Source organism: uncultured Photobacterium sp. (assembly GCF_947502415.1).
GTDB lineage: Bacteria > Pseudomonadota > Gammaproteobacteria > Enterobacterales > Vibrionaceae > Photobacterium.
On the sequence record NZ_CANMZV010000032.1, the window covers coordinates 1 to 21,739 of the forward strand.

Here is a 21,739-nt window from a genome sequence, read left to right on the forward strand (position 1 = left end):
TTTCGAATCGGCTCAATGAATACTGATTGAGTTTCCATTACTAGAAGCTAGTAACGAGAACTCGAATTGACTGTGCCGCTTTCTCACTTTCACTTTTTAATAAAAAGTGAAACAAAAAAGCAATCGAACTATTTCTAGCTCTTGGTCACTCAGTTCATTGATAAATCTTTTTGACTAATCATTTCACGAGTGCCCACACAGATTGCATGGTCAAATTGTTAAAGAACAAACTGACTGGTTAGCGGCTTTAGTTACCGTACCCGTATCAGTGAGGCGGCATTATAAAGACTTCGACAGCATTGGCAATAGGCTTTTTAAAATAAATCATCCTCCAACAAACCAACCGAATAAAATTTACACAAAGCTGTCGTTTATGAATAAATTCACTACAGGAAATTTATCTTACAAACTAGAAGCAAATTAACGCCACGGAGATGACCCAACTAAACCTCAGTAATGAATGTATCCAAAGTAGAAATAATTAAGCGCCTGATTTATTTCTAAAAGCAGGCGCTTTACATGCCCCTCAACACAATCGGAGCTAGTTAACCATTATTGCTTAGTAATAATGCTCTCGTTTTCTGCGAGTAATTGAATCGGCTTACTGGTCACAAACTTACCAGACAGAAGATCCTGAGCGAGCGGGTTCTCAATATAGTGCTGAATTGCCCGCTTCAAAGGACGCGCGCCATAAACCGGATCAAAACCAGCCAGGGCAATCAGCTCCAACGCACTGTCTTGCAACTCAAGCTGATAATCTTTTTCTTCCAGACGCTTAATTAGACGAGAGAGCTGAATCTTGGCAATATTCTTGATGTTCTCCTGTCCCAGAGGATGGAAGACAACGGTTTCATCTACCCGGTTAATAAACTCAGGGCGGAAGTGCTGCCCAACCACTTCCATGACTGTATTTTTGATCCCTTCGTAATCCAGTTCACCGAAATGTTCCTGAATACGATCAGATCCCAGGTTAGATGTCATAATGATCACGCTATTACGAAAATCAACAGTTCGCCCCTGGCCATCAGTCAGACGACCATCGTCCAAAACCTGTAGCAATATATTGAATACATCTGGATGGGCTTTTTCAACCTCATCAAGAAGGATCACTGAATAAGGACGACGACGAATAGCTTCTGTCAGATAGCCCCCCTCCTCATAGCCAACATAACCCGGAGGCGCGCCAACCAAACGAGCAACAGAATGTTTCTCCATAAATTCAGACATATCGATCCGTACCATGGCATCTTCGCTGTCAAACATAAAGTGCGCCAAAGACTTGCACAGTTCAGTTTTACCAACACCCGTAGGGCCTAAGAATAAGAACGAACCTATTGGGCGATTCGGATCAGATAATCCAGCACGGCTACGCCGAATTGCGTTAGCTACCGCATCAACCGCCTCATCCTGGCCAATCACCCGCTTATGCAATGACTCTTCCATGCGCAATAATTTATCACGCTCGCCTTCCAGCATTTTAGCTACCGGTATCCCGGTCTGACGTGATAGGACTTCCGCAATTTCCGCATCGGTGACCTTGTTCTTCAGCAGACTCATCTCTTGCATTTCTGCCTGTGCCGCCAGATCCAACTGTTTTTCAAGTTCTGGGATCTTGCCATACTGCAACTCTGACATACGGTTAAGATCACCGGCGCGTCGGGCGATCTCCATGTCTGTACGCGCCTGCTCAAGCTCCGTTTTAATATGCTGGGTACCAGAAAGTGCAGCCTTTTCGGCGTTCCACACTTCTTCCAGTTCAGCGTATTCACGTTCTTTTTTATCCAGCTCTTCAGACAAATCCTTCAACCGCTTATGACTGGCATCATCACTTTCTTTTTCCAAAGCCTGCCGCTCAATCTTAAGCTGAATAATACGTCGCTCTAGGCGATCTAAAGATTCAGGCTTAGAGTCAATCTGCATGCGAATGCTGGATGCTGCCTCATCAATCAAATCAATTGCTTTATCCGGCAACTGGCGATCCGAAATATAACGGTACGACAAACCAGCCGCAGCGACAATAGCAGGGTCAGTGATCTCTACATGGTGGTGCAACTCATAACGCTCTTTCAGGCCACGCAGGATCGCAACGGTATCTTCAACAGTCGGCTCCTCCACCAGCACTTTTTGGAAACGACGCTCCAGCGCCGCATCTTTCTCTATATACTGACGGTATTCATCCAGTGTTGTGGCTCCGACACAATGCAGTTCACCCCGGGCCAGCGCAGGTTTAAGCATATTACCGGCATCCATTGAACCCTCGCCTTTACCGGCTCCGACCATGGTATGCAGTTCATCTATGAACAGGATAATATTACCTTCTTCCTGAGACAGCTCATTCAGTACTGCCTTGAGTCGCTCTTCAAATTCACCGCGATATTTTGCACCGGCAATCAGAGCTCCCATATCCAAGGACAAAACGCGCTTATGTCTCAGCCCTTCTGGCACTTCGCCATTTACAATTCGCTGCGCAAGGCCTTCGACGATAGCCGTTTTACCAACACCAGGCTCCCCAATGATCACTGGGTTGTTCTTGGTACGACGCTGGAGTACCTGGATGGTACGGCGAATTTCATCATCACGGCCGATTACCGGATCAAGCTTGCCCTGTTCGGCACGCTCGGTCAGATCAATCGTGAATTTTTTCAACGCCTGGCGGTTTTCCTCCGCATTAGGATCATCGACGTTCTGACCGCCACGCACTTGCTCGATTGCTTGCTCAACCTTATCAGCACTCAAGCCTTTCTCTTTTAACAGCTGACCCAATGGGCCCTTGTCGTCAACAGCCGCTAAAATAAATAATTCTGACGAGATATATTTGTCTTTGCGCTTCTGAGCAAGCTTGTCACACATATTGAACAGCATCCCCATCCCATGGGAAAGCTGGACATCACCACCAATACCACTCACTTTGGGCAGGCGTTCCAATCGCTCAGACAAACCAGATCGCAGTTGGGAAATATCAACATTCAGCATCGTCAGCAACGGTCGAATTGTGCTGCCGTCCTGATTTAGCAGTGCCACCATGAGGTGAGCAGGTTCGATATACTGATGGTCTCGCCCTAAAGCCAGCGATTGTGCATCAGATATCGCCATTTGGAATTTGCTAGTAAAACGGTCAAGACGCATAAGTCCTCCCTATATCATCGTTTCTCTCGATAGATATGGTGGTACAAGAAGCTGATTTCAACCAATTTCCATTGAGATATTGCCAAAGCGCCTCCCTAATAACTGTTGATACTGACATCACAGGTTTCTGGACTCACTATAAAAAATCAGCTGCAAACAATTTTTCAATCCGGCATTTCAACAACATGCATCGCATATGATAAAAGTCACACTTCATAACCGACATAAAAGCCGAATACTGCCATCACTATTGTGAAATAACGCTTAGTTATGGGAGAAAATAACAATGAACAAAGCAAGGGCCTGGATGATTCCAATATTGGCAGGGAGTTGGGGATTGTTGGCAATGCCAGGATGGGCAATGGGATGTGACCCAGGCGCGGGAGCTAATGTCACGTTAGTCTATGTGGAAGATTACGCTTCGGGTGCCAGTGCAGGTCAGATTGTAAAACAGAAAGTGGAATACTTACGAGGCATCATGTCAGGTTCGGCGTTTGAAACAGTGACACCAATTCAATCCAGTCTTTCTATGTATGACGAGACGGAAGTGGAAAAGAAACTGGTCATCACGTTAAGTAGCCAATATTGGGGCTCGTTTGATGCGATGACTCAGGTTGTTAACAGTAAAGGATACATCTCAGTTGATGTATCACAATGTAATTAAAAGAATTACATATGCTATAAGAGTAGCTTAGGCGCTACACATCAATGATCGACCAACCAGATCAACGAAGCCTGGCGTCCCGTTACGCCATCCCGGCGGTAGGAGTAAAAAAGCTCAGGATCGCTAAAGGTACAATACTGACCACCATAGATTTGAGTGACGCCATACGCCTGCAGGCGTTGTCGTGCCAATATATATAGATCGGCCAGCCATTTGTCACCATGAGGCTTAAAAGCATGCTCAGCCTGAGGACTGCCAGCAATAAATTGCTCACGCACCTCACCGCCGACTTCAAAGACTTCCGGGCTAATGGCCGGGCCAAGCCAGGCCATTATGCTATCCGCAGGCACCGTAAATTTAGCCAAAGCAGCCTCAATGATCCCATCAGCCAAGCCACGCCATCCGGCATGAACGGCGGCAACCTGAGTTCCTTCCTTATCGCAAAGCAATAGTGGCAGGCAGTCCGCAGTCATGACAACACAACCAAGCCCGGCAACTTGGGTATAACTACCATCAGCATCCGAAACACTGGACAGTGGCGATTGCAACTCAATGACCCGGGTACTATGGATCTGGTTCAGCCAGGCTGGCTGTTCCATCAACCCGAGTTGCTGTTGCAGCAAAGTCCGGTTTTTCCCGACGAGCTCTGCCTCATCCCCGACATGCAACCCCAGATTCAGCCCCTGATAAGGAGGCTGACTAACCCCGCCCAAACGCGTGGTCGATGCCGCTTTGACATGTGCGGCGGCAGGCCAGTCAGGGAAGATAAGCATATTAGTACTCGTCCTCGTGATGCTCTTCTTTGTCTTTACGAAGGATGTTGATCATCGCCACCATATCGACAGGCAGCGGCGCATGCCACTCCATCAGCTCACCGGTGATCGGGTGATCCAAACGCAACATTCGCGCATGCAACGCCTGGCGGTCAAATGCACGCAGCGCCTGAACCAGCTCGTCAGAAGCATTGCGCGGTGGGCGCGGGCGACCACCATAAGTTGCATCCCCCACCAGCGGATGAGCCAGGTAAGACATATGTACACGGATCTGGTGAGTACGGCCAGTTTCCAGACGCAGCACAATACGCGTATGCTCGCGAAAGTGCTCAGCCACACGGTAATGTGTAATTGCCGGCTTGCCCAACTCATGAACCGCCATGCAAGTACGCTTGGTTGCGTGACGACCGATAGGTTTTTCAACAACACCACCACCGGTCATTTTACCCATAGCGATCGCTTCATACTCACGAGTGATCTTACGCTTCTGCAAAGCACGAACCAGACGCGTCTGCGCCTGAATAGTCTTCGCAACCACCATCAGGCCGGTGGTATCCTTATCAAGACGGTGAACAATACCTGCACGTGGTACTTCAGCCAACTCCGGACAGTGGTGCAACAAGGCATTCAGTACGGTGCCATCTGGTGTACCGGCTCCCGGGTGAACCACAAAATCACGCGGCTTGTTAATCACCAGAATGTGTTCATCTTCATACACAATATCTAGCGGGATATCCTGAGCAATCCAACGAACTTCATCTTCAATCTCAGCAATAACCTGAAGCGCTTCACCACCCATCATTTTGGAGCGCGGTTTTTTGACGACTTCGCCATCTACGGAAACCATACCATTCAAAATCCACTCTTTAATACGAGAGCGGGAATAATCTGGATATAATTCAGCGATAACCTGGTCAAGTCGCAGACCTAACTGGCTATCTTTTACGGTATTTGTTAACTCTATCTGCTGTGCCATAGCGAACTTTTTCAAAAAGCGTGGGACTAAACGTCAAACGCTGCGTAAAATAACATAATAGTGTCATTGTATCTGTTAACGGCTCAGACCGTAATGGATCCACATAAATAAAATTTTTATCAAGGAAACAGACGCCGCAATGAAACGCCTGACAATCACGACTTTTCTTGCCGTTGCCATTCTTTCAGGCTGTTCAAGCACTGAAGAAATAGTACCCGATGTCCCGCCATCCGAGTTGTATGCCACTGCTCAGCTGGCCTTACAAAGTGGAAGCTGGGTTACTGCAATCGAACAGCTGGAAACATTGGACTCACGCTATCCGTTTGGTGCTTATTCAGAGCAGGTACAACTTGACCTGATCTATGCGTACTACAAGAATGACGATTTAGCCCTCGGCGAAGCCACCATCGATCGCTTCAACCGCCTTAACCCAGCTCATGAAAAAGCAGACTGGGTGCTGTATATGCGTGGCCTGACCCACATGGCTCAAGACCGCAGCTTTATGCATGATCTGTTCAATATTGACCGCCATGACCGCGATCCGGAACCGGCCCGCCAGGCTTTCCGTGATTTTAAGCGAATGCTGGATCGTTACCCGAACAGCCACTATGCCGCCGATGCCAAAGCGCGTATGACCTTCCTTAAAAACCGACTGGCCGATTATGAGCTGGCTGCGGTCGATTTCTACATCCGCCGCGAAGCTTGGGTTGCAGCCATCAACCGTGCCCAGCAGATCCAGCAACAGTATCCAGATACCCAAGCGGCCCGTCAGTCTCTGGCGTTGATGCAGACGGCCTATGAAAAACTGAACCTGCAAGAACCACTGAAACATACCAAGAAGCTAATTGCCCTTAACCCGCAATAAGCCTTCTCTCTGTTACAAAAAAACAGCAACCATCTGGCTGCTGTTTTTTTTGTATTCATCGAATATTTACCATCACTTTTTTCAGCAAATAACGAGCACCTGTGACAGTGGTGATATTTTGTTCGAGTTATTTTCACCCAACCCATTGTTATAGCTCGAATAAAGCCCCTGATCAGCACCAGCCGTCAGCGTTCTTTATTCCCCCATACTGCCCTAATTAATTCACCTTCGACAAGCATTTTGTTCAAACTTTTGTGCAACAAACGAAGGTCGATCACAGAATTTTTCTGGACTTTCCCCTAACAACACAAACGTGATTATGATCACATTATTAAGGCCTGATTTTAGTAATCTGAAGTCAACCCAACGAAGGGTAGCAAAAGAGGAAAGATAATTATGACAGTAAACATCGCCGGCAAAAACCTTGATATCACCCCTGCTATCCGTGAACGTATTGAGTTTAAATTCAATAAGTTAGAAAAATATCAGGTTCCACTAATCAACAAGCACGCAGTCATCAGCACAGAACCAAACAGACAATTTAAAGTAGAGGCATCTGCAGCAATTCCTGGAGGTCAGCTAGTCGCCTCAGCAGAGCACGATGACATGTATGGTGCTATCACCGAAGTTTACCAAAAGCTGGAACGCCAACTGAATAAACAAACTCACAAACCGACAGCGCGACGCGCCAGCCATAGCGATAGACCAGAGGTTGAAGAAGAAGCCGAAGCATAATTATTAAAGAGGATTTCCAAACAGCCCTGCCTTTGCAGGGCTGTTTACATTCTGCTTGACAAGCCCCGACCTGCTGCATAATGTTGAATCATATTCACTACAAAATAAACAGTTACCAAACATGCAGCGATTCAACCTGTTTTTCTTTAGCTTCTTTTTTATATCGCCTTAATGGGGGCTTTCGTTACGCAAGAAATAAGCTAAAGACGAACAGACAGCCTCCTCTCCAGGGAGGCTTTTTTGTATCAGTTGCAGACAGGCAGGGATAAACAATGACAGACATGCAGTATTCACTGGACGACATCAGAAAGAATGTCAGCCGTATAGACAATGAGATCATCAAACTTCTGGCCGAACGTCGAAAACTAAGCCTTGAAGTGGCAAAGAGCAAAATCCAGACCGCCAAACAGGTTCGTGACCAAACCCGAGAGCACGAACTCCTGCTACGTCTTATCGATACCGGCAAAGCCGAGCAGCTGGATGCCCAGTATGTCACCCAGATCTTCCATACAATTATCGAAGACTCAGTTCTGTACCAGCAGGCCTACCTGCAAAAGCTAGCCAACCCAGACAGCCTGCAGCCCGTGGCCCGGGTTTCTTTCCTGGGTGCCAAAGGTTCCTACTCCAACTTGGCCAGCCGCAGCTACTTCAGCAAAAAACAAACTAAACTGGTGGAAATCAGCTGCTCTACCTTTCGTGACGTGGTGAGCATGGTCGAAACCGGCAATGCCGACTACGGCGTGCTACCGATAGAGAACACCAGTTCCGGTTCGATCAATGAAGTTTATGATCTCCTGCAACACACCAGCCTGTCGATCGTAGGAGAAATATCTCAACCTATCGAGCACTGCCTGCTAACCGCAGTCGAAACCAGCACTGACAAGATTGATACCCTCTACTCGCACCCACAACCTCACCAGCAGTGCAGCGAATACCTGCACTCTATGGGCGATATCACTCAGGAGTACTGCTCTAGTACCGCCGAAGCCATGAAGAAAGTGGCCGAACTACAACAGTCTAATGTGGCTGCCATCGGCAATGCCTCCAGCGGCGAGCTTTATGGCCTGACACCACTAAAAACGAATATTGCCAACCAACAGGAAAACGTCACCCGCTTTATCGTGGTTTCCCGCAAACCAGTAGAAGTAACATCATTAATTCCTGCCAAAACCACCTTGATCATGTCAACAGCTCAAAAGGCCGGTTCATTGGTCGAATGCTTGCTGGTACTGCGCAACCTCAACATCAACATGACCAAGCTGGAATCCCGCCCGGTGATCGGCAACCCATGGGAAGAGATGTTCTATGTAGACGTAGAGGAAAACCTGAAATCGCCAGTGATGCAGGAAGCCCTCGAAGAGCTGACTCGCCTAACCCGCTTTATCAAAGTACTGGGGTGCTACCCGAGTGAGAACGTCAAGCCAACCGAAGTTGAAATCGAAGAAGAATAAAAACCAAATATTAAACAGGTTATATTAATTGCAAAAAGCCCACGAAACTCGTGGGCTTGTTCCTATTAAATATTGTAAGCCTCGGCTCTCAATACTTAATCCTTATTATTTACGTTGAGTAGAGTCGTTCGCCTGTCTAAGTAATCCCTGGCTCTCTATTAAAAAATGCTGGGCATAGTCTCCAAACCAATGCTCAACCTGGTTAAAGGCCCGTTTAAAGGCGTCTTTATCCTGGTTATCCAACATTTCAATCGCTTCTCCAAAACGTTGGTGAAAGCGCCTGATCATTGCCAGATTCTGCGGCGAGGACATAATGATATCCGCGTAAAGCTGGGCATCCTGGGCAAACAAGCGGCCTACCATCGCTAACTCCAGCCGATAAATCGGTGAACTCAGCGACATCAGCTGTTCGAGCTTAGGATCTTCTTCAGCCAGATGTACCCCATAAACAAAAGAGGTAAAGTGACGCAGCGCCTGGATCAACGTCATCCCCTGATCATGCTCAACCGCACTGATCCGGTTCAAACTTGCCCCCCAAATCTGAAACTGCTCCAGCAACCACTGGTAACTTTCTGGTGAGCGGCCATCACAGTAAGCAACAACCTGCTTGGCCAGGCTGGAAATATCCGGCCCAAACATTGGGTGCAAGCCGACCACCGGACCATGATGCACTTCCAGCATTGCTTGCAACGGGCCCGTTTTCACCGAGGTCAAATCCGCCAGAATACAGTCTTCCGGCAAGTTCCCCAATTTAGCTATCACTTGTTCGGTCAGATGGATAGGCACCGAAACCACCACCATACCGGCATCACCCAACAGCTCGTCGGCTCGCTCCCAGTCCTGACTACCCAGCTTACGAACCTGATAGCCCGACAATTCAAACAAGCGGCAGAATAAACCACCCAGCTGACCGTAACCACCAACGACAACAATCGGACGTAGTTCCGGCTTCAGACATTTGAAGCCAGAATCATTTTCACTGGCATAGGACTCGCGCATCGTACGACGCAAAATATCTTCGATCAGATCCGGCGGAACCCCTTTATTCTCAGCCTCACGACGGCGAGACGCCAACATAGCGGCTTCACGGTCCGGGGCATAGATCGGCAAACCATGCTGGCTTTTCACATGGCCGACCTCTTCTACCAATGCCAGACGGCGGGCAAGCAACTCCACCATCTGCTGATCAACCTCATCGATTTGATCTCTTAATTTACTCAGTTCAGCAACCATGATTTTGCGATCCGTTATTATTCAGTTGTTATCGCCACTGCTCTCTTCCCCGATTTCTGAGGAAGAAAGCCGGTGCAGCGTTGGCTGCACCGCCGTCGGCATATCCTTAGCCTTCATTGCGTTTTAGCAGAAATGGCATCAACTCTTGATGAGTATGACGAAGCAAAGATTCAGTCATTTCCCAGCTGATACAGGCATCTGTAATCGACACCCCATAAGCCATTTCCTCTCGCGACAGATCGGCACTTTGGTTTCCTTCATGAAGATGGCTTTCCAGCATCAGACCGATAATCGATTGGTTTCCTTCACGGATCTGGTGAATCACATCTTCGGTCACCAGTGGCTGACGACGGTAATCTTTCCTTGAGTTGGCGTGGCTACAGTCTACCATCAAGGACGGAGAAAGGCCTGATGCGATCATCTCCTTTTCACACTCAGTCACTGAAACCGAATCATAGTTAGTCTGCTTGCCTCCCCGCAAAATCACATGACCATCCGGGTTCCCTTGAGTTGTAAGCAAAGCGACCTGACCTTCCCGGCTGATCCCCATAAAACGATGGCCGAAAGCCGCAGCCTGCATCGCATTGATCGCTGTCCCCAAACTACCATCGGTCCCATTTTTGAAGCCGACTGGCATCGATAAACCACTGGCCATTTCGCGGTGGGTCTGAGATTCGGTAGTCCGGGCCCCAATTGCCGCCCAGCTGAATAAATCTCCCAGGTACTGCGGGCTGATCGGATCCAATGCCTCGGTCGCCAGCGGGATCCCCATTTCAACCAAATCAATCAAAAGCTGACGAGCAATATGCAGCCCCTCTTCGACCTCAAACGAGCCATCCAAATGCGGGTCATTGATCAGCCCTTTCCAACCCACTGTCGTTCGTGGTTTTTCAAAATACACCCGCATCACAATATAGAGCTGATCACTAAGCTCTTCAGACAACCGTTTTAACTTTATCGCATAATCTTTAGCAGCTTCGATATCATGGATAGAGCATGGCCCACACACAACCAGCATACGGTGGTCGCGCTTGTGAATAATATCGGCAATTGTCTGACGGGACTGGCGCACAAAATTAAGTGCATGGTCGCTGACAGGTAATTTGCTACGAAGCTCGTTTGGTGTGATCAGAATGGATTCATCTTGGATATGGACATTATTCAGCTGGTCTTTTTGCATGAGGCTTCCCTGTGATTCATTAAAATAATTAGCAACTGTTGATGAGGTTAAAACAGGCTTCCCCTGTCACATGATTTCACCATAGCAAGGGATTTCCACTATTGGCAAGAGAGCGTAAAGAAAAAACACCAGCCGTAAAGATTACTTTACTTCCGCTTATTTTTGGCCTTACAGACCAAAGCCAGTTACCATAGCGACAATGCTCAATCGCATAAACTTATGGCAATGGAACTTATCTTTTCTCTTCTTCAGCAACTCAGCGTGTATTTAGTGATTGCTTACCTGCTAAGCAAAACCCCACTGTTTATGCCTATCACCTCAGTATCAGGACGTCTTTCTCAGCGCTTCTCGTGCTACATCCTATTTACCCTCTTTTGTATTTTAGGCACTTACTTCGGGCTTCACATTGAAGATGCAATCGCCAACACCCGAGCAATCGGAGCTGTAATGGGAGGTTTACTCGGCGGACCAGTAGTCGGCTTTGCCGTTGGCCTTACCGGCGGAATGCACCGCTACAGCATGGGCGGTTTTACCGATGTTGCCTGCGCCATCTCCACCACAGTCGAAGGGGTGATTGGTGGCCTGATGCACAGCTACTTCGTCCGACGTGGACAGGTAGACCAAATATTCCGGCCTTTCGTGGTTTTCACCGTTACTCTGGTTGCTGAAATTATCCAGATGTTCATTATCCTGACGGTCGCAGAGCCTTTCGACAAAGCACTGCACCTGGTCAGTGCCATTGCATTGCCAATGGTGATCGCCAACTCTGTCGGTGCCGCATTCTTTATGAGCATCATCCAGGATCGCAAAACCATCTATGAAAAATACTCAGCCGCCTTTTCCAGTCGAGCCCTGAAAATTGCCCAGCGTTCAGTGGGGATCCTCAGCCACGGCTTCAACGAGGAAACCACCAAGAAAATCGCTAAAATTGTCTATGAAGAAACCGGAGTCGGTGCAGTTGCCATCACCGACCGTGAAAAAATCCTGGCCTTTATCGGAACAGGTGATGACCACCATCTTCCAGGTACACCTATTTCCTCAGGCTATACCCGCCGAGCTATTGATGGCTGCGAGCTGGTCTATGCCGATGGCTATGACATTCCCTATTGCTGCTCGCTGCACCCCAAATGCAAGCTCGGTTCAGCACTGGTGATCCCACTGGTTGGCGGCAACAACGAGGTGCTGGGAACCATCAAATTATACGAACCCAAACGGAAACTGTTTTCAACCGTGAACGTCACCCTCGGGGAAGGGATCGCCAAGCTGCTGTCTAATCAGATCCTGACCGGTCGCTATGCCCAACAGCAAGCTTTGCTAACCCAAGCAGAACTACGCCTACTCCAAGCTCAGGTCAATCCACATTTTCTGTTTAATGCACTGAACACCATTAATTCCGTCGTGCGCCGGGATCCGGATAAAGCCCGAAAACTGATCCAACATCTGTCCCAGTTCTTCCGCCGTAACCTCAAGCAAAACATCGAGACCATCACACTCGAGGAAGAACTCAAACACATCAATGCCTACCTTGAAATCGAGCTGGCCCGTTTCTCTGATCGGCTCAATGTCGAGGTCAATATAGCGCCAGAGTTACTGGCCATAAAACTGCCGACTTTTACCCTCCAACCGCTGGTCGAGAATGCCATCAAACACGGCACCTCAACACTGTTGGAAAATGGTAAAATCACCATTCACGGATATCGCGACAACGGTCGTATCATCCTCGAAGTGGAAGATAACGCTGGTAATTACGCCCCAATTGGCGAAGAGAGCGGGCTGGGTATGAAAATAGTGGACAAGCGACTGAAGAACATGTTCGGCCGACAATACGGCCTGTCCATGTCCTACCAGCCACATGAATGGACCCGCGCCACCATCACAATACCTGCCGTCGTACAACAGCAGGCCAACGGAGAAACCGCCGCATGATCAAAGCCCTCGTCATTGACGACGAGCTTTATGCTCGAGAAGAACTCATCGATTTATTGCATGACACCGATGAAGTGGAAGTCATCGACAGTTGCAACAATGCCATTGAAGGGCTGAAAAAAATTAATGCCCTCAAACCCGATGTCATTTTTCTCGATATTCAGATGCCGCAAATCACCGGGATTGAGATGCTCAGTATGCTCGACCCGGATACCATGCCGAAAGTCGTATTCGTGACCGCCTATGACGAGTACGCCCTGAAAGCATTTGAAGATAATGCCTTTGACTACCTGCTCAAGCCTGTCGAAACTGACCGCCTGGCAAAAACCATCAAGCGACTGAAAAAAGAGTGCCAAGAACCGGACTACACTCCGCTGGTTTCTGAAATGCTTGAACTAATCCCTTGCAGTGGCCACAACCGGATCCTACTGCTCAGCCCAACGGAGATCGAAACCGCCTATTCCGATCTAAGCGGGGTGCACATTGTCACAAAAGATACCAATGCCACGACCCAGCTGACACTGAAAATTCTGGAAGAAAAAACACCGCTGATCCGCTGTCATCGCCAATATCTGATCCACCCTCAGGCAATCCGTGAGATCAAACTGCTGGAAAATGGCCTGGCTGAAATTACCACTCAGTACGGCCATCAAGTACCGGTGAGCCGCCGTTACCTCAAAGAACTGAAAGATCGATTTGGCCTGAGTTAATCAGCCCCCGTTCGCTGGCAAGATATCACCGCTCAATACAACTAAGGTATGTATGTGCCTTAGTTTTCATTTTAATTAATTCCCTTCTCTATCATGTCACCAAACAGCTAATACATTTAAAATCAAAATATTAATAAAATACATTCACTAGTTACCAGTTAATTAAACTGAACGTAAGCTGACTGAAAAAACCACTCATCCGCCTCACCGACCACTCAACCTTCAATACAACCGCTCACCACTTTATCGCGTGCATCTGTTCCTTGAGCCTTTAACATGGCAGACATCAAAAGAAGTTTTGCGAGTGTTTGGCCGAGGGTGTACAGGTGCAATAGTCGCAAAGCAATCCATGGAAATGAACGGATAAGAGAGACAAGAGTATGACCTGGTTCCTGATGTGCATTGCGGCACTGGTAGGTGGCTACTTCATCTACGGTGCATTTATCGAGAAGGTGTTTGGCGTTAACGAAAACCGCAAAACACCAGCCTACACTAAGCAAGACGGCGTTGACTATGTGCCAATGTCAAACAAAAAAGTTTACCTGGTACAGTTACTGAACATTGCCGGTGTCGGCCCTATCTTCGGCCCGATCATGGGGGCGTTGTACGGCCCGGCAGCCATGCTGTGGATTGTTCTGGGTTGCATCTTTGCCGGTGCCGTACATGATTACTTCTCTGGCATGCTTTCCGTTCGCAACGGCGGTGCTTCGGTTCCAACTATCACTGGCCGCTACCTGGGTAACGGCGCAAAACACTTCATGAATATTTTCGCTATTATCCTGCTGCTGCTGGTTGGCGTGGTCTTCGTATCGGCTCCTGCGGGAATGATCACTAACCTGGTCAACGAGCAAACTGGCATTGGTATGCCAATGACAACCATGGTTGTCGTTATCTTCGCCTACTACATCATCGCGACAATCGTACCTGTCGATAAAATCATCGGCCGCTTCTACCCGCTATTCGGCGCACTGCTTATCTTCATGTCTGTCGGTCTGATCACTGCAATTGCCTTCTCAAGCGAGCACACCCTGCTTGGCGACTACGAGATGAGCCAGATGTTCACCAACATGAACCCGAACAACCTGCCACTATGGCCAGCTCTGTTCATCACCATTGCATGTGGAGCAATCTCTGGCTTCCACGCAACCCAGTCGCCGCTAATGGCTCGCTGTATGGAGAATGAAAAGAACGGCCGCTTCATATTCTACGGCGCAATGATTGGTGAAGGTGTTATCGCACTGATCTGGTGTGCACTGGCACTGTCATTCTTCGGTTCAGTTGATGCACTGAAAGAAACAGTAGCTAACGGTGGCCCAGGTAATGTGGTATACAGCTCGTCAATCGGCCTGCTGGGTGTATTCGGTGGTATCATTGCCTTCCTGGGTGTTGTCATCCTGCCAATCACATCTGGTGATACCGCATTCCGCTCAAGCCGCCTGATCCTGGCTGAGTACTTCAACATGGAGCAGAAATCACTGCGTAACCGTCTAATCATGGCACTGCCACTATTCGTTCTCGGCGGCATCCTGACCCAGGTTGACTTTGGTATCATCTGGCGCTACTTCGGCTTTGCCAACCAGAGCACAGCAGTAATGATGCTGTGGACGGCATCGGCTTACCTGCTACGCCACAACAAGCTACACTGGGTGACGACTATTCCGGCTATCTTCATGACGACGGTATGTATTACCTTCATCCTGAACAACAGCCAGCTAGGTTTCGGCCTGCCAATGACAGCGTCAACTATTACCGGTGTATTGGGTGCCCTAGGCATTGCAGGCTACGTAATCAAACGTTCAAAAGGTAAAGGCGAAACAGATCTGGCCGACGACGACGAAACAAAAGTCGAGCTGGAAACAGCGTAAGCCTCTCCCTTCATATTTTATCAACGAAACCAGCCAATTGGCTGGTTTCTTTTTGTCGGCAAAACACTTTCAGCCCATGCCAACTCGCGTCAGGTTTCTTTTCAGGGAAGCTATTCAAACTTCCAGCTCGGTGGCCGGAGTAACAGAGAGGGGGTACTGGCAGCCCGCGCAGAGTTCCCTGTTAGCAAGCGTTTCTTTGTCTATGGCAAAGCTGGTCTCAACGACCTGTTTTTACAACCATAAAAAAAGCCCACCTTTCGGTGGGCTTCTTCATTAAACGTCATACGTTTAAGATTACTTGCGAGCAAGCTTCTCTTTGATACGTGCTGCTTTACCAGAACGCTCACGTAGGTAGTACAGTTTGGCACGACGTACTAGACCACGACGCTTAACAGTAATGCTGTCAACGATTGGAGAGTGAGTTTGGAACGCACGCTCAACGCCTTCACCGTTAGAAATCTTACGAACAGTGAATGCAGAATGTAGACCACGGTTACGCTTAGCGATAACCACGCCTTCGAACGCCTGTAGACGCTCACGGTCACCTTCTTTTACTTTAACCTGAACAACAACAGTGTCGCCCGGTGCAAAAGTAGGTAGGTCTTGTTTTAGTTGCTCTTGCTCAAGAGCCTTGATGATGTTACTCATTGGTATACCCTAGAATAAACTGATACTAAATTAATTAATTGCTTGCTCTATATTCACGGATAAATTCCGCGAGCAAGAATTCCTGATCGTCAGTCAGAGCTAGGTTTTCCAGGAGCTCTGGTCTTCTCAACCAAGTACGGCCCAACGATTGTTTCAATCGCCAGCGGCTAATGTCCTTATGATTTCCAGACAACAAGACCTTAGGGACTTCCTGCCCGTCCAACATTTCAGGACGCGTATAATGCGGACAATCCAGCAAACCATTCGCAAAAGAATCTTCTTCTGCAGACGCAAAGTCTCCCAGTACACCCGGTACAAACCGGACAACTGCATCAACTAGCGTCATGGCAGGCAGCTCGCCCCCAGTCAGCACAAAATCCCCGATAGACCATTCTTCGTCTACCTCTTGTTGGATAATGCGCTCATCAACCCCTTCATAACGGCCACAGATAAGAATCAGATTCTCGTTCTGTGCCAGTTCCTCAACACCCGCTTGATCAAGCTTACGGCCCTGAGGCGAAAGGTAAATGACTTTAGCCTGACCTTCAACAGACTGTTTGGCAGCATGAATGGCATCGCGCAAAGGCTGTACCATCATTAGCATGCCAGGTCCGCCACCATAAGGTCGATCATCAACCGTACGGTGTTTATCGTGTGTAAAATCGCGGGGATTCCACGTTTCTACCGATAAAAGGCCTTTTTTTACCGCCTGGCCTGTCACCCCAAAATTAGTAATGGCGTTAAACATGTCAGGAAACAGGCTAATAATGCCTACCTTCATTTGTTCACCTATTACAGGGGGTTTAAAATCCAGGATCCCAGTCAACTTCGATCCGCTGAGCAGTGCGATCAATCGACTTGATGACCTGCTCATCGAGGAACGGGATTAGTCGTTCCTTCTGTCCAAAAGCATCTTTCAGGTTGGCTTTCACCACCAGAACATCGTTCGAGCCTGTTTCCAGGATGTCAGTAACTTTACCTAAGTCGTAACCTTCAGTAGTCACTACTGTCATACCGAACAATTCGCGCCAGTAGAATTCTTCATCTGACAACGCTGGTAGTTGATCAGCCTGTATTGCGACTTCAGCATTAGTAAACATTTGAGCGTCCTCACGAACGTTCATGCCTTCTAACTTCGCCACCATACCCTGACCATGGCGTTTCCACGATTCAACGTGGAACTCCTTCCATTCACCCTTAACTTTCACAAGCCAAGGCTGAAAGGAAAAAATGCTTTCAGAGTCTTCTGTGTAGGAAAAAACTTTGAGCCAACCCTTGATACCGTAGGAGGCACCCAGTTTACCGACAACAATGTAGTCTTGGTTATTTGAACTCATCGTTTCTTTGCTACCAGACATGCTAATTAAGCCGCTTTAGAAGCGTCTTTGATTAGCTTAGCTGCGCGGTCAGACACAGTTGCGCCTAGACCTACCCAGTGGTTAACACGGTCAAGGTCTAGACGTAGACGCTCTTCCTGACCCTTAGCTAGCGGGTTGAAGAAACCGATTTTTTCGATGTTACGACCATCGCGTGCAGCGCGAGAATCAGCAACAACGATTTGATAAAATGGACGCTTCTTAGCGCCGTGACGTGCCAAACGAATGGTTACCATATCGTCCTCTTTGCATTACTGTAAATTAAATCGGCCCCGCTTGAAGCAAACGGGGCCCGTGCCAAATTAAGCTCGGGAATTTTACTCCTAAAACCGACGAATGCAACCGCTTTAGCTAATTTTTCACCAGTAAAGGAAAAATAACTCCCGACACTCAACTAATTATTGCCTAGCGGCCTGGAAACATACCGCCGCCTGGCATCATGCCTTTCATGTTGCGCATCATGTTCTTCATGCCACCCTTCTGCATCTTCTTCATCATCTTCTGCATCTGGGTAAATTGCTTAAGCAGGCGGTTAACGTCTTGCACCTGAGTACCGGAACCCATTGCGATACGCTTCTTGCGCGATCCCTTGATGATTTCAGGACGCTCACGCTCTCCCGGCGTCATCGAGTTAATGATAGCTTCCATCTGAACAAACATCTTGTCGTCAACCTGGTCTTTGACGTTATCTGGCAGCTGAGACATGCCCGGTAGCTTGTCCATCATGCCCATCATGCCGCCCATATTTTTCATCTGCTGAAGCTGGCCACGGAAGTCTTCCAGATCGAAGCCCTTCTTCTCTTTGAATTTCTTGGCTAGTTTCTCGGCTTTTTCCTTGTCAACGTTACGCTCAAGATCTTCGATCAGAGACAGTACATCACCCATGCCAAGAATACGGGAAGCAACACGATCCGGGTGGAACGGCTCCAGCGCGTCTGTCTTCTCACCGACACCCAGGAATTTGATTGGCTTACCGGTAATATGACGAACCGACAGCGCAGCACCACCACGGGCATCACCGTCTACCTTAGTCAGAATCACACCGGTCAGCGCCAGCGCCTCATCAAAGGCCTTAGCCGTATTCGCGGCATCCTGACCCGTCATGGCATCAACCACGAACAGGGTTTCAACCGGATCGATTGCTTTATGGACGTCTTTAATTTCGTCCATCATTTCGCTGTCGACATGCAAACGACCCGCGGTATCGACAATAACCACATCGTAGAACTTCAGCTTACCGTGATCCAAAGCCGCCTTGGCAATATCCACAGGCTTCTGGTCTGCCGATGAAGGGAAGAAATCAATACCAATATCACCAGCCAAAGTTTCAAGCTGTTTAATCGCCGCCGGACGATAAACGTCGGCAGACACCACCAGCACTTTCTTCTTCTGGCGTTCTTTTAGCAGTTTACCCAGTTTACCCACACTGGTGGTTTTACCGGCACCCTGTAGACCTGCCATCAGGATCACTGCTGGCGGCTGGCTGGCAAGGTTTAAGTCTTCGTTCGACTCACCCATCACCACTTCAAGCTCAGCCTGAACAATCTTGATAAATTCCTGGCCCGGCGTCAGGCTTTTCGATACTTCGGTACCGACTGCGCGCTCTTTAACACGCTTAACAAAATCGCGGACAACAGGAAGCGCAACATCCGCCTCGAGTAACGCCATACGTACTTCACGCAGCGTATCTTTGATGTTGTCGTCCGTCAGGCGACCACGGCCGCTGACATTCTTAAGCGTTCGCGATAAACGCTCCGTTAAATTTTCGAACATGTGCTACTCGCTCGTTACGCAACTAAATCTGTATGATCCGGCTAGTATACCGCATTACTTACCTTGCTTTCATGCTATCGCTATCACTTTGATACCGAGTCCTATTAATGAACTAAGTCACCTATCGACGACTCAGTTAACCATTACATTGGCGGCATGACATTGAGCAAGGTATAATTGCGAACCCTAACCATCTTAAATAGTTAAGTTTACTATATGGATATGTTGATAGCCTTAATGGCTGCTTGCTTATATTTTCTTGCTCTCGGACTGGTCGTGCCAGGTCTGACTAACAGCAATGGTATTAAAACCAAGCCTGTTTTCTTTTGTGCGCTGGCAGCAATTACCTTGCATATCCTGCTATTAAAAGATTCTATTTTTGTCGGCCCGGGCCAAAACCTCAGCATTATGAATGTTGCCTCGTTGATGAGCCTAATTATCGCCTCGATCACAACTCTGGCAATACTCAAAATGCGAGTCTGGTTCCTGCTGCCGGTTGTATACAGCTTCGCGGCGATAAACCTATCCGCAGCGACCTTACTACCCGGCGCCTTCATTACCCACCTTGAGTCGCACCCGCAAGTGCTGCTGCATATTTCCCTGGCCCTGTTTTCTTATTCGACCCTGATGATTGCCACCCTGTATGCCATTCAACTGGCCTGGCTGGATCATAAGCTAAAAAGTAAGAAGAGCCTGATGATTAATCCCAATATCCCTCCATTAATGATGGTCGAAAGACAGCTTTTCAAGATCATTTTGGTAGGAAATTCACTGCTGACTGTGACTCTGATCACCGGCTTCATCTTTATCCAGGATATGTTGGCCCAGGGAAAACTTCACAAAGCCGTCCTGTCTCTTCTCGCTTGGTGTGTCTACAGTGTCCTGCTATGGGGGCATTATCAAAAAGGCTGGCGTGGCCGCCGGGTGGTCTGGTTCAGCCTGGTCGGAGCATTCCTACTCACTCTGGCTTACTTCGGTAGTCGCTTTGTGAAAGAGATCATTATCGGCGCATAAAATTATGCGCCTTTTATTGAAAAGATAACATTGACACCTACCCGCTCTGGGTACACATTACTTGTAACAGAAACGTTAAGGAAAGAGCTTTTTGGACGATATCTCCACGGGAGTGTTATTCTCCCTCCTGATATTACTACTCGTCATTTCCGGGTATTTCTCCGGTTCTGAAACGGGCATGATGGCACTCAATCGCTATAAGCTAAGACATCTTGCTAACCAGGGCCACCGCGGGGCTAAGCGTGTCGAAAAGCTGCTGTCCCGCCCCGACCGCTTGATCGGCCTAATCCTGATCGGTAACAACCTCGTCAATATCCTGGCCTCAGCTATTGCAACAATTCTGGGGATGCGCCTTTATGGCGACATGGGTGTTGCCATTGCCACAGGCGCCCTGACCCTGGTCGTACTGGTGTTCGCCGAAGTCACACCGAAAACCCTGGCCGCCCTCTACCCGGAAAAGGTCTCCTATACCAGTAGTATCCTGTTACAGCTGCTCATGCGGATTTTGTATCCGCTGGTTTGGCTGGTCAACGGTATCACCAACAGCTTCCTAATCCTACTGGGGCTCAAAGTCGATAACATGAACGATTCCAAGCTGAGCTCTGACGAACTGCGTACTGTCGTGAACGAAGCCGGAGGCCTGATCCCGCGCCGCCACCAGGATATGCTGCTGTCGATCCTCGATCTGGAAAACGTCACAGTTGAGGATTTAATGGTACCGCGTAGTGATATTGCTGCCATCAACATCAATGACGATTGGAAATCCATTGTTCGCCAGCTCAGCCACTCGGCTCATGGCCGAATCGTACTCTTTCGCGACAGCATCGATGAAGTAGTGGGCATGCTGCGGGTACGGGAAGCGTATCGCCTAATGATGGACAAAAATGAATTCAGCAAGGAAAACCTATTGCGTGCAGCCGATGAAGTATACTTCATCCCAGAAGGTACACCGCTCAATATCCAGCTGCTCAAATTCCAGCGCAATAAAGAGCGTATCGGCCTGATTGTTGATGAATACGGTGATATCCAGGGCCTGATCACCCTGGAAGATATTCTGGAAGAGATTGTCGGTGAATTTACCACCTCAATGGCCCCGACCCTGGCTGAAGAAATCACTCCACAGGATGACGGCAGCCTGATGATTGAGGGCAGTGCCAATATCCGCGACCTGAACAAAAGCCTGAACTGGGATCTGCCTACTGATGGTCCTCGCACCCTGAACGGCCTGATCCTGGAACACCTGGAAGATATCCCGGACAGCCAGCTCAGTATCGAGGTAAGCGGCCACCAGATGGAAATTATCGAGGTCTCCGAGAACATGATCAAGCTGGTCAAAGTCCTGCCGAACCAACTGCAGAAGACAGGCTAATACCAGCAAAAAACATATGTAGCCCACAAACGCAAAAGCCGGCATGATGCCGGCT

19 protein-coding genes and 1 other annotated feature are annotated in these 21,739 nt (G+C 48.5%); of the genes, 9 read left to right on the plus strand and 10 right to left on the minus strand.

Translation table 11 applies throughout. The annotated features are described in order from the left end of the window. Positions 1 to 552: 552 nt before the first annotated feature. On the minus strand, positions 553 to 3,126 hold the full coding sequence (gene clpB, locus Q0852_RS21690) for an ATP-dependent chaperone ClpB (RefSeq protein ID WP_299022067.1): 2,574 nt from the start codon (positions 3,124 to 3,126) through the stop codon (positions 553 to 555). A 361-nt stretch (positions 3,127 to 3,487) separates the two neighbouring features. Between clpB and Q0852_RS21695 the strand changes: the two genes are divergently transcribed. Continuing rightward, the gene (locus Q0852_RS21695; protein ID WP_299022069.1) at positions 3,488 to 3,790 is read left to right on the plus strand and encodes a hypothetical protein; all 303 of its coding nucleotides are present in this window, start codon (positions 3,488 to 3,490) and stop codon (positions 3,788 to 3,790) included. 41 nt (positions 3,791 to 3,831) lie between these two features. Here the strand turns inward: Q0852_RS21695 and pgeF are convergent, their stop codons facing one another. Both pgeF and rluD read right to left on the minus strand, forming a co-directional pair. Further along, positions 3,832 to 4,563, minus strand: a complete 732-nt coding sequence (gene pgeF / locus Q0852_RS21700; protein ID WP_299022070.1) for a peptidoglycan editing factor PgeF — start codon at positions 4,561 to 4,563, stop codon at positions 3,832 to 3,834. Position 4,564: 1 nt separating this feature from the next. After that, complete coding sequence (rluD, locus tag Q0852_RS21705; RefSeq protein ID WP_299022071.1) at positions 4,565 to 5,539, minus strand: 23S rRNA pseudouridine(1911/1915/1917) synthase RluD; 975 nt, start codon at positions 5,537 to 5,539, stop codon at positions 4,565 to 4,567. Positions 5,540 to 5,678: 139 nt separating this feature from the next. Here rluD and bamD point away from each other — a divergent pair, with 139 nt between their 5' ends. The 3 genes from bamD (at position 5,679) to pheA (ending at position 8,590) form a co-directional block, all read left to right on the plus strand. Beyond that, positions 5,679 to 6,404, plus strand: coding sequence for an outer membrane protein assembly factor BamD (gene bamD / locus Q0852_RS21710; protein ID WP_299022073.1), 726 nt, complete (start codon positions 5,679 to 5,681; stop codon positions 6,402 to 6,404). Between the two features lie 396 nt (positions 6,405 to 6,800). Beyond that, on the plus strand, positions 6,801 to 7,139 hold the full coding sequence (gene raiA, locus Q0852_RS21715; RefSeq protein WP_299022076.1) for a ribosome-associated translation inhibitor RaiA: 339 nt from the start codon (positions 6,801 to 6,803) through the stop codon (positions 7,137 to 7,139). Between the two features lie 123 nt (positions 7,140 to 7,262). Next, positions 7,263 to 7,383 (plus strand) — a sequence feature (Phe leader region). A 28-nt stretch (positions 7,384 to 7,411) separates the two neighbouring features. Further along, positions 7,412 to 8,590 carry a prephenate dehydratase gene (gene pheA, locus Q0852_RS21720; RefSeq protein ID WP_299022078.1) on the plus strand — a complete coding sequence of 393 codons (1,179 nt, stop codon included), beginning with the start codon at positions 7,412 to 7,414 and terminating at the stop codon, positions 8,588 to 8,590. A 105-nt stretch (positions 8,591 to 8,695) separates the two neighbouring features. On the opposite strand, the gene tyrA is transcribed toward pheA, so the two are convergent. After that, positions 8,696 to 9,823, minus strand: a complete 1,128-nt coding sequence (gene tyrA / locus Q0852_RS21725) for a bifunctional chorismate mutase/prephenate dehydrogenase (protein ID WP_299022080.1) — start codon at positions 9,821 to 9,823, stop codon at positions 8,696 to 8,698. 106 nt (positions 9,824 to 9,929) lie between these two features. Next, entirely contained in the window at positions 9,930 to 11,003 is a 1,074-nt protein-coding gene (locus tag Q0852_RS21730) for a 3-deoxy-7-phosphoheptulonate synthase (protein ID WP_299022083.1), read from the minus strand. A 225-nt stretch (positions 11,004 to 11,228) separates the two neighbouring features. Between Q0852_RS21730 and Q0852_RS21735 the strand changes: the two genes are divergently transcribed. The 3 genes from Q0852_RS21735 (at position 11,229) to Q0852_RS21745 (ending at position 15,504) form a co-directional block, all read left to right on the plus strand. Continuing rightward, the gene (locus tag Q0852_RS21735; RefSeq protein ID WP_299022120.1) at positions 11,229 to 12,929 is read left to right on the plus strand and encodes a sensor histidine kinase; all 1,701 of its coding nucleotides are present in this window, start codon (positions 11,229 to 11,231) and stop codon (positions 12,927 to 12,929) included. Beyond that, positions 12,926 to 13,639 carry a two-component system response regulator BtsR gene (gene btsR / locus Q0852_RS21740; RefSeq protein WP_299022087.1) on the plus strand — a complete coding sequence of 238 codons (714 nt, stop codon included), beginning with the start codon at positions 12,926 to 12,928 and terminating at the stop codon, positions 13,637 to 13,639. The genes Q0852_RS21735 and btsR overlap by 4 nt, the downstream gene beginning before the upstream one ends. Before the next feature lie 380 nt (positions 13,640 to 14,019). Then, positions 14,020 to 15,504, plus strand: coding sequence for a carbon starvation protein A (locus tag Q0852_RS21745; protein WP_299022090.1), 1,485 nt, complete (start codon positions 14,020 to 14,022; stop codon positions 15,502 to 15,504). Between the two features lie 294 nt (positions 15,505 to 15,798). Here Q0852_RS21745 and rplS read toward each other — a convergent pair whose 3' ends face one another. The 5 genes from rplS to ffh form a co-directional block, all read right to left on the minus strand. Further along, a complete protein-coding gene (gene rplS, locus Q0852_RS21750; protein ID WP_299022092.1) occupies positions 15,799 to 16,152 on the minus strand; it encodes a 50S ribosomal protein L19 in 354 nt (117 codons plus the stop codon). 34 nt (positions 16,153 to 16,186) lie between these two features. Next, positions 16,187 to 16,933, minus strand: a complete 747-nt coding sequence (gene trmD, locus Q0852_RS21755) for a tRNA (guanosine(37)-N1)-methyltransferase TrmD (RefSeq protein WP_299022095.1) — start codon at positions 16,931 to 16,933, stop codon at positions 16,187 to 16,189. A gap of 22 nt (positions 16,934 to 16,955) precedes the next feature. Further along, positions 16,956 to 17,516 (minus strand): ribosome maturation factor RimM, encoded by a 561-nt coding sequence (rimM, locus tag Q0852_RS21760; protein ID WP_299022122.1) that lies wholly within the window; start codon positions 17,514 to 17,516, stop codon positions 16,956 to 16,958. Further along, positions 17,516 to 17,764: a 30S ribosomal protein S16 gene (gene rpsP, locus Q0852_RS21765; RefSeq protein ID WP_299022097.1), complete on the minus strand. Its 249-nt coding sequence runs from the start codon at positions 17,762 to 17,764 to the stop codon at positions 17,516 to 17,518. Before rpsP ends, rimM begins: the two co-directional genes overlap by 1 nt. A gap of 169 nt (positions 17,765 to 17,933) precedes the next feature. Then, positions 17,934 to 19,301 carry a signal recognition particle protein gene (gene ffh / locus Q0852_RS21770; RefSeq protein ID WP_299022099.1) on the minus strand — a complete coding sequence of 456 codons (1,368 nt, stop codon included), beginning with the start codon at positions 19,299 to 19,301 and terminating at the stop codon, positions 17,934 to 17,936. Between the two features lie 216 nt (positions 19,302 to 19,517). Between ffh and Q0852_RS21775 the strand changes: the two genes are divergently transcribed. Next, positions 19,518 to 20,315, plus strand: a complete 798-nt coding sequence (locus tag Q0852_RS21775; protein ID WP_299022103.1) for an inner membrane protein YpjD — start codon at positions 19,518 to 19,520, stop codon at positions 20,313 to 20,315. Between the two features lie 91 nt (positions 20,316 to 20,406). After that, entirely contained in the window at positions 20,407 to 21,684 is a 1,278-nt protein-coding gene (locus tag Q0852_RS21780; protein WP_299022105.1) for a CNNM domain-containing protein, read from the plus strand. Positions 21,685 to 21,739 lie beyond the last annotated feature (55 nt).

Coding starts and splice junctions, on each gene's coding strand:
- Q0852_RS21695 (WP_299022069.1), top strand. CDS start 3,488: ATGGGATGTGACCCAGGCGCGGGAGCTAATGTCACGTTAGTCTATGTG.
- rplS (WP_299022092.1), bottom strand. CDS start 16,152: ATGAGTAACATCATCAAGGCTCTTGAGCAAGAGCAACTAAAACAAGAC.
- Q0852_RS21775 (WP_299022103.1), top strand. CDS start 19,518: ATGGATATGTTGATAGCCTTAATGGCTGCTTGCTTATATTTTCTTGCT.
- Q0852_RS21745 (WP_299022090.1), top strand. CDS start 14,020: ATGACCTGGTTCCTGATGTGCATTGCGGCACTGGTAGGTGGCTACTTC.
- pheA (WP_299022078.1), top strand. CDS start 7,412: ATGACAGACATGCAGTATTCACTGGACGACATCAGAAAGAATGTCAGC.
- Q0852_RS21735 (WP_299022120.1), top strand. CDS start 11,229: ATGGAACTTATCTTTTCTCTTCTTCAGCAACTCAGCGTGTATTTAGTG.
- trmD (WP_299022095.1), bottom strand. CDS start 16,933: ATGAAGGTAGGCATTATTAGCCTGTTTCCTGACATGTTTAACGCCATT.
- pgeF (WP_299022070.1), bottom strand. CDS start 4,563: ATGCTTATCTTCCCTGACTGGCCTGCCGCCGCACATGTCAAAGCGGCA.
- btsR (WP_299022087.1), top strand. CDS start 12,926: ATGATCAAAGCCCTCGTCATTGACGACGAGCTTTATGCTCGAGAAGAA.
- raiA (WP_299022076.1), top strand. CDS start 6,801: ATGACAGTAAACATCGCCGGCAAAAACCTTGATATCACCCCTGCTATC.
- clpB (WP_299022067.1), bottom strand. CDS start 3,126: ATGCGTCTTGACCGTTTTACTAGCAAATTCCAAATGGCGATATCTGAT.
- ffh (WP_299022099.1), bottom strand. CDS start 19,301: ATGTTCGAAAATTTAACGGAGCGTTTATCGCGAACGCTTAAGAATGTC.
- rluD (WP_299022071.1), bottom strand. CDS start 5,539: ATGGCACAGCAGATAGAGTTAACAAATACCGTAAAAGATAGCCAGTTA.
- tyrA (WP_299022080.1), bottom strand. CDS start 9,823: ATGGTTGCTGAACTGAGTAAATTAAGAGATCAAATCGATGAGGTTGAT.
- Q0852_RS21730 (WP_299022083.1), bottom strand. CDS start 11,003: ATGCAAAAAGACCAGCTGAATAATGTCCATATCCAAGATGAATCCATT.
- rpsP (WP_299022097.1), bottom strand. CDS start 17,764: ATGGTAACCATTCGTTTGGCACGTCACGGCGCTAAGAAGCGTCCATTT.
- bamD (WP_299022073.1), top strand. CDS start 5,679: ATGAAACGCCTGACAATCACGACTTTTCTTGCCGTTGCCATTCTTTCA.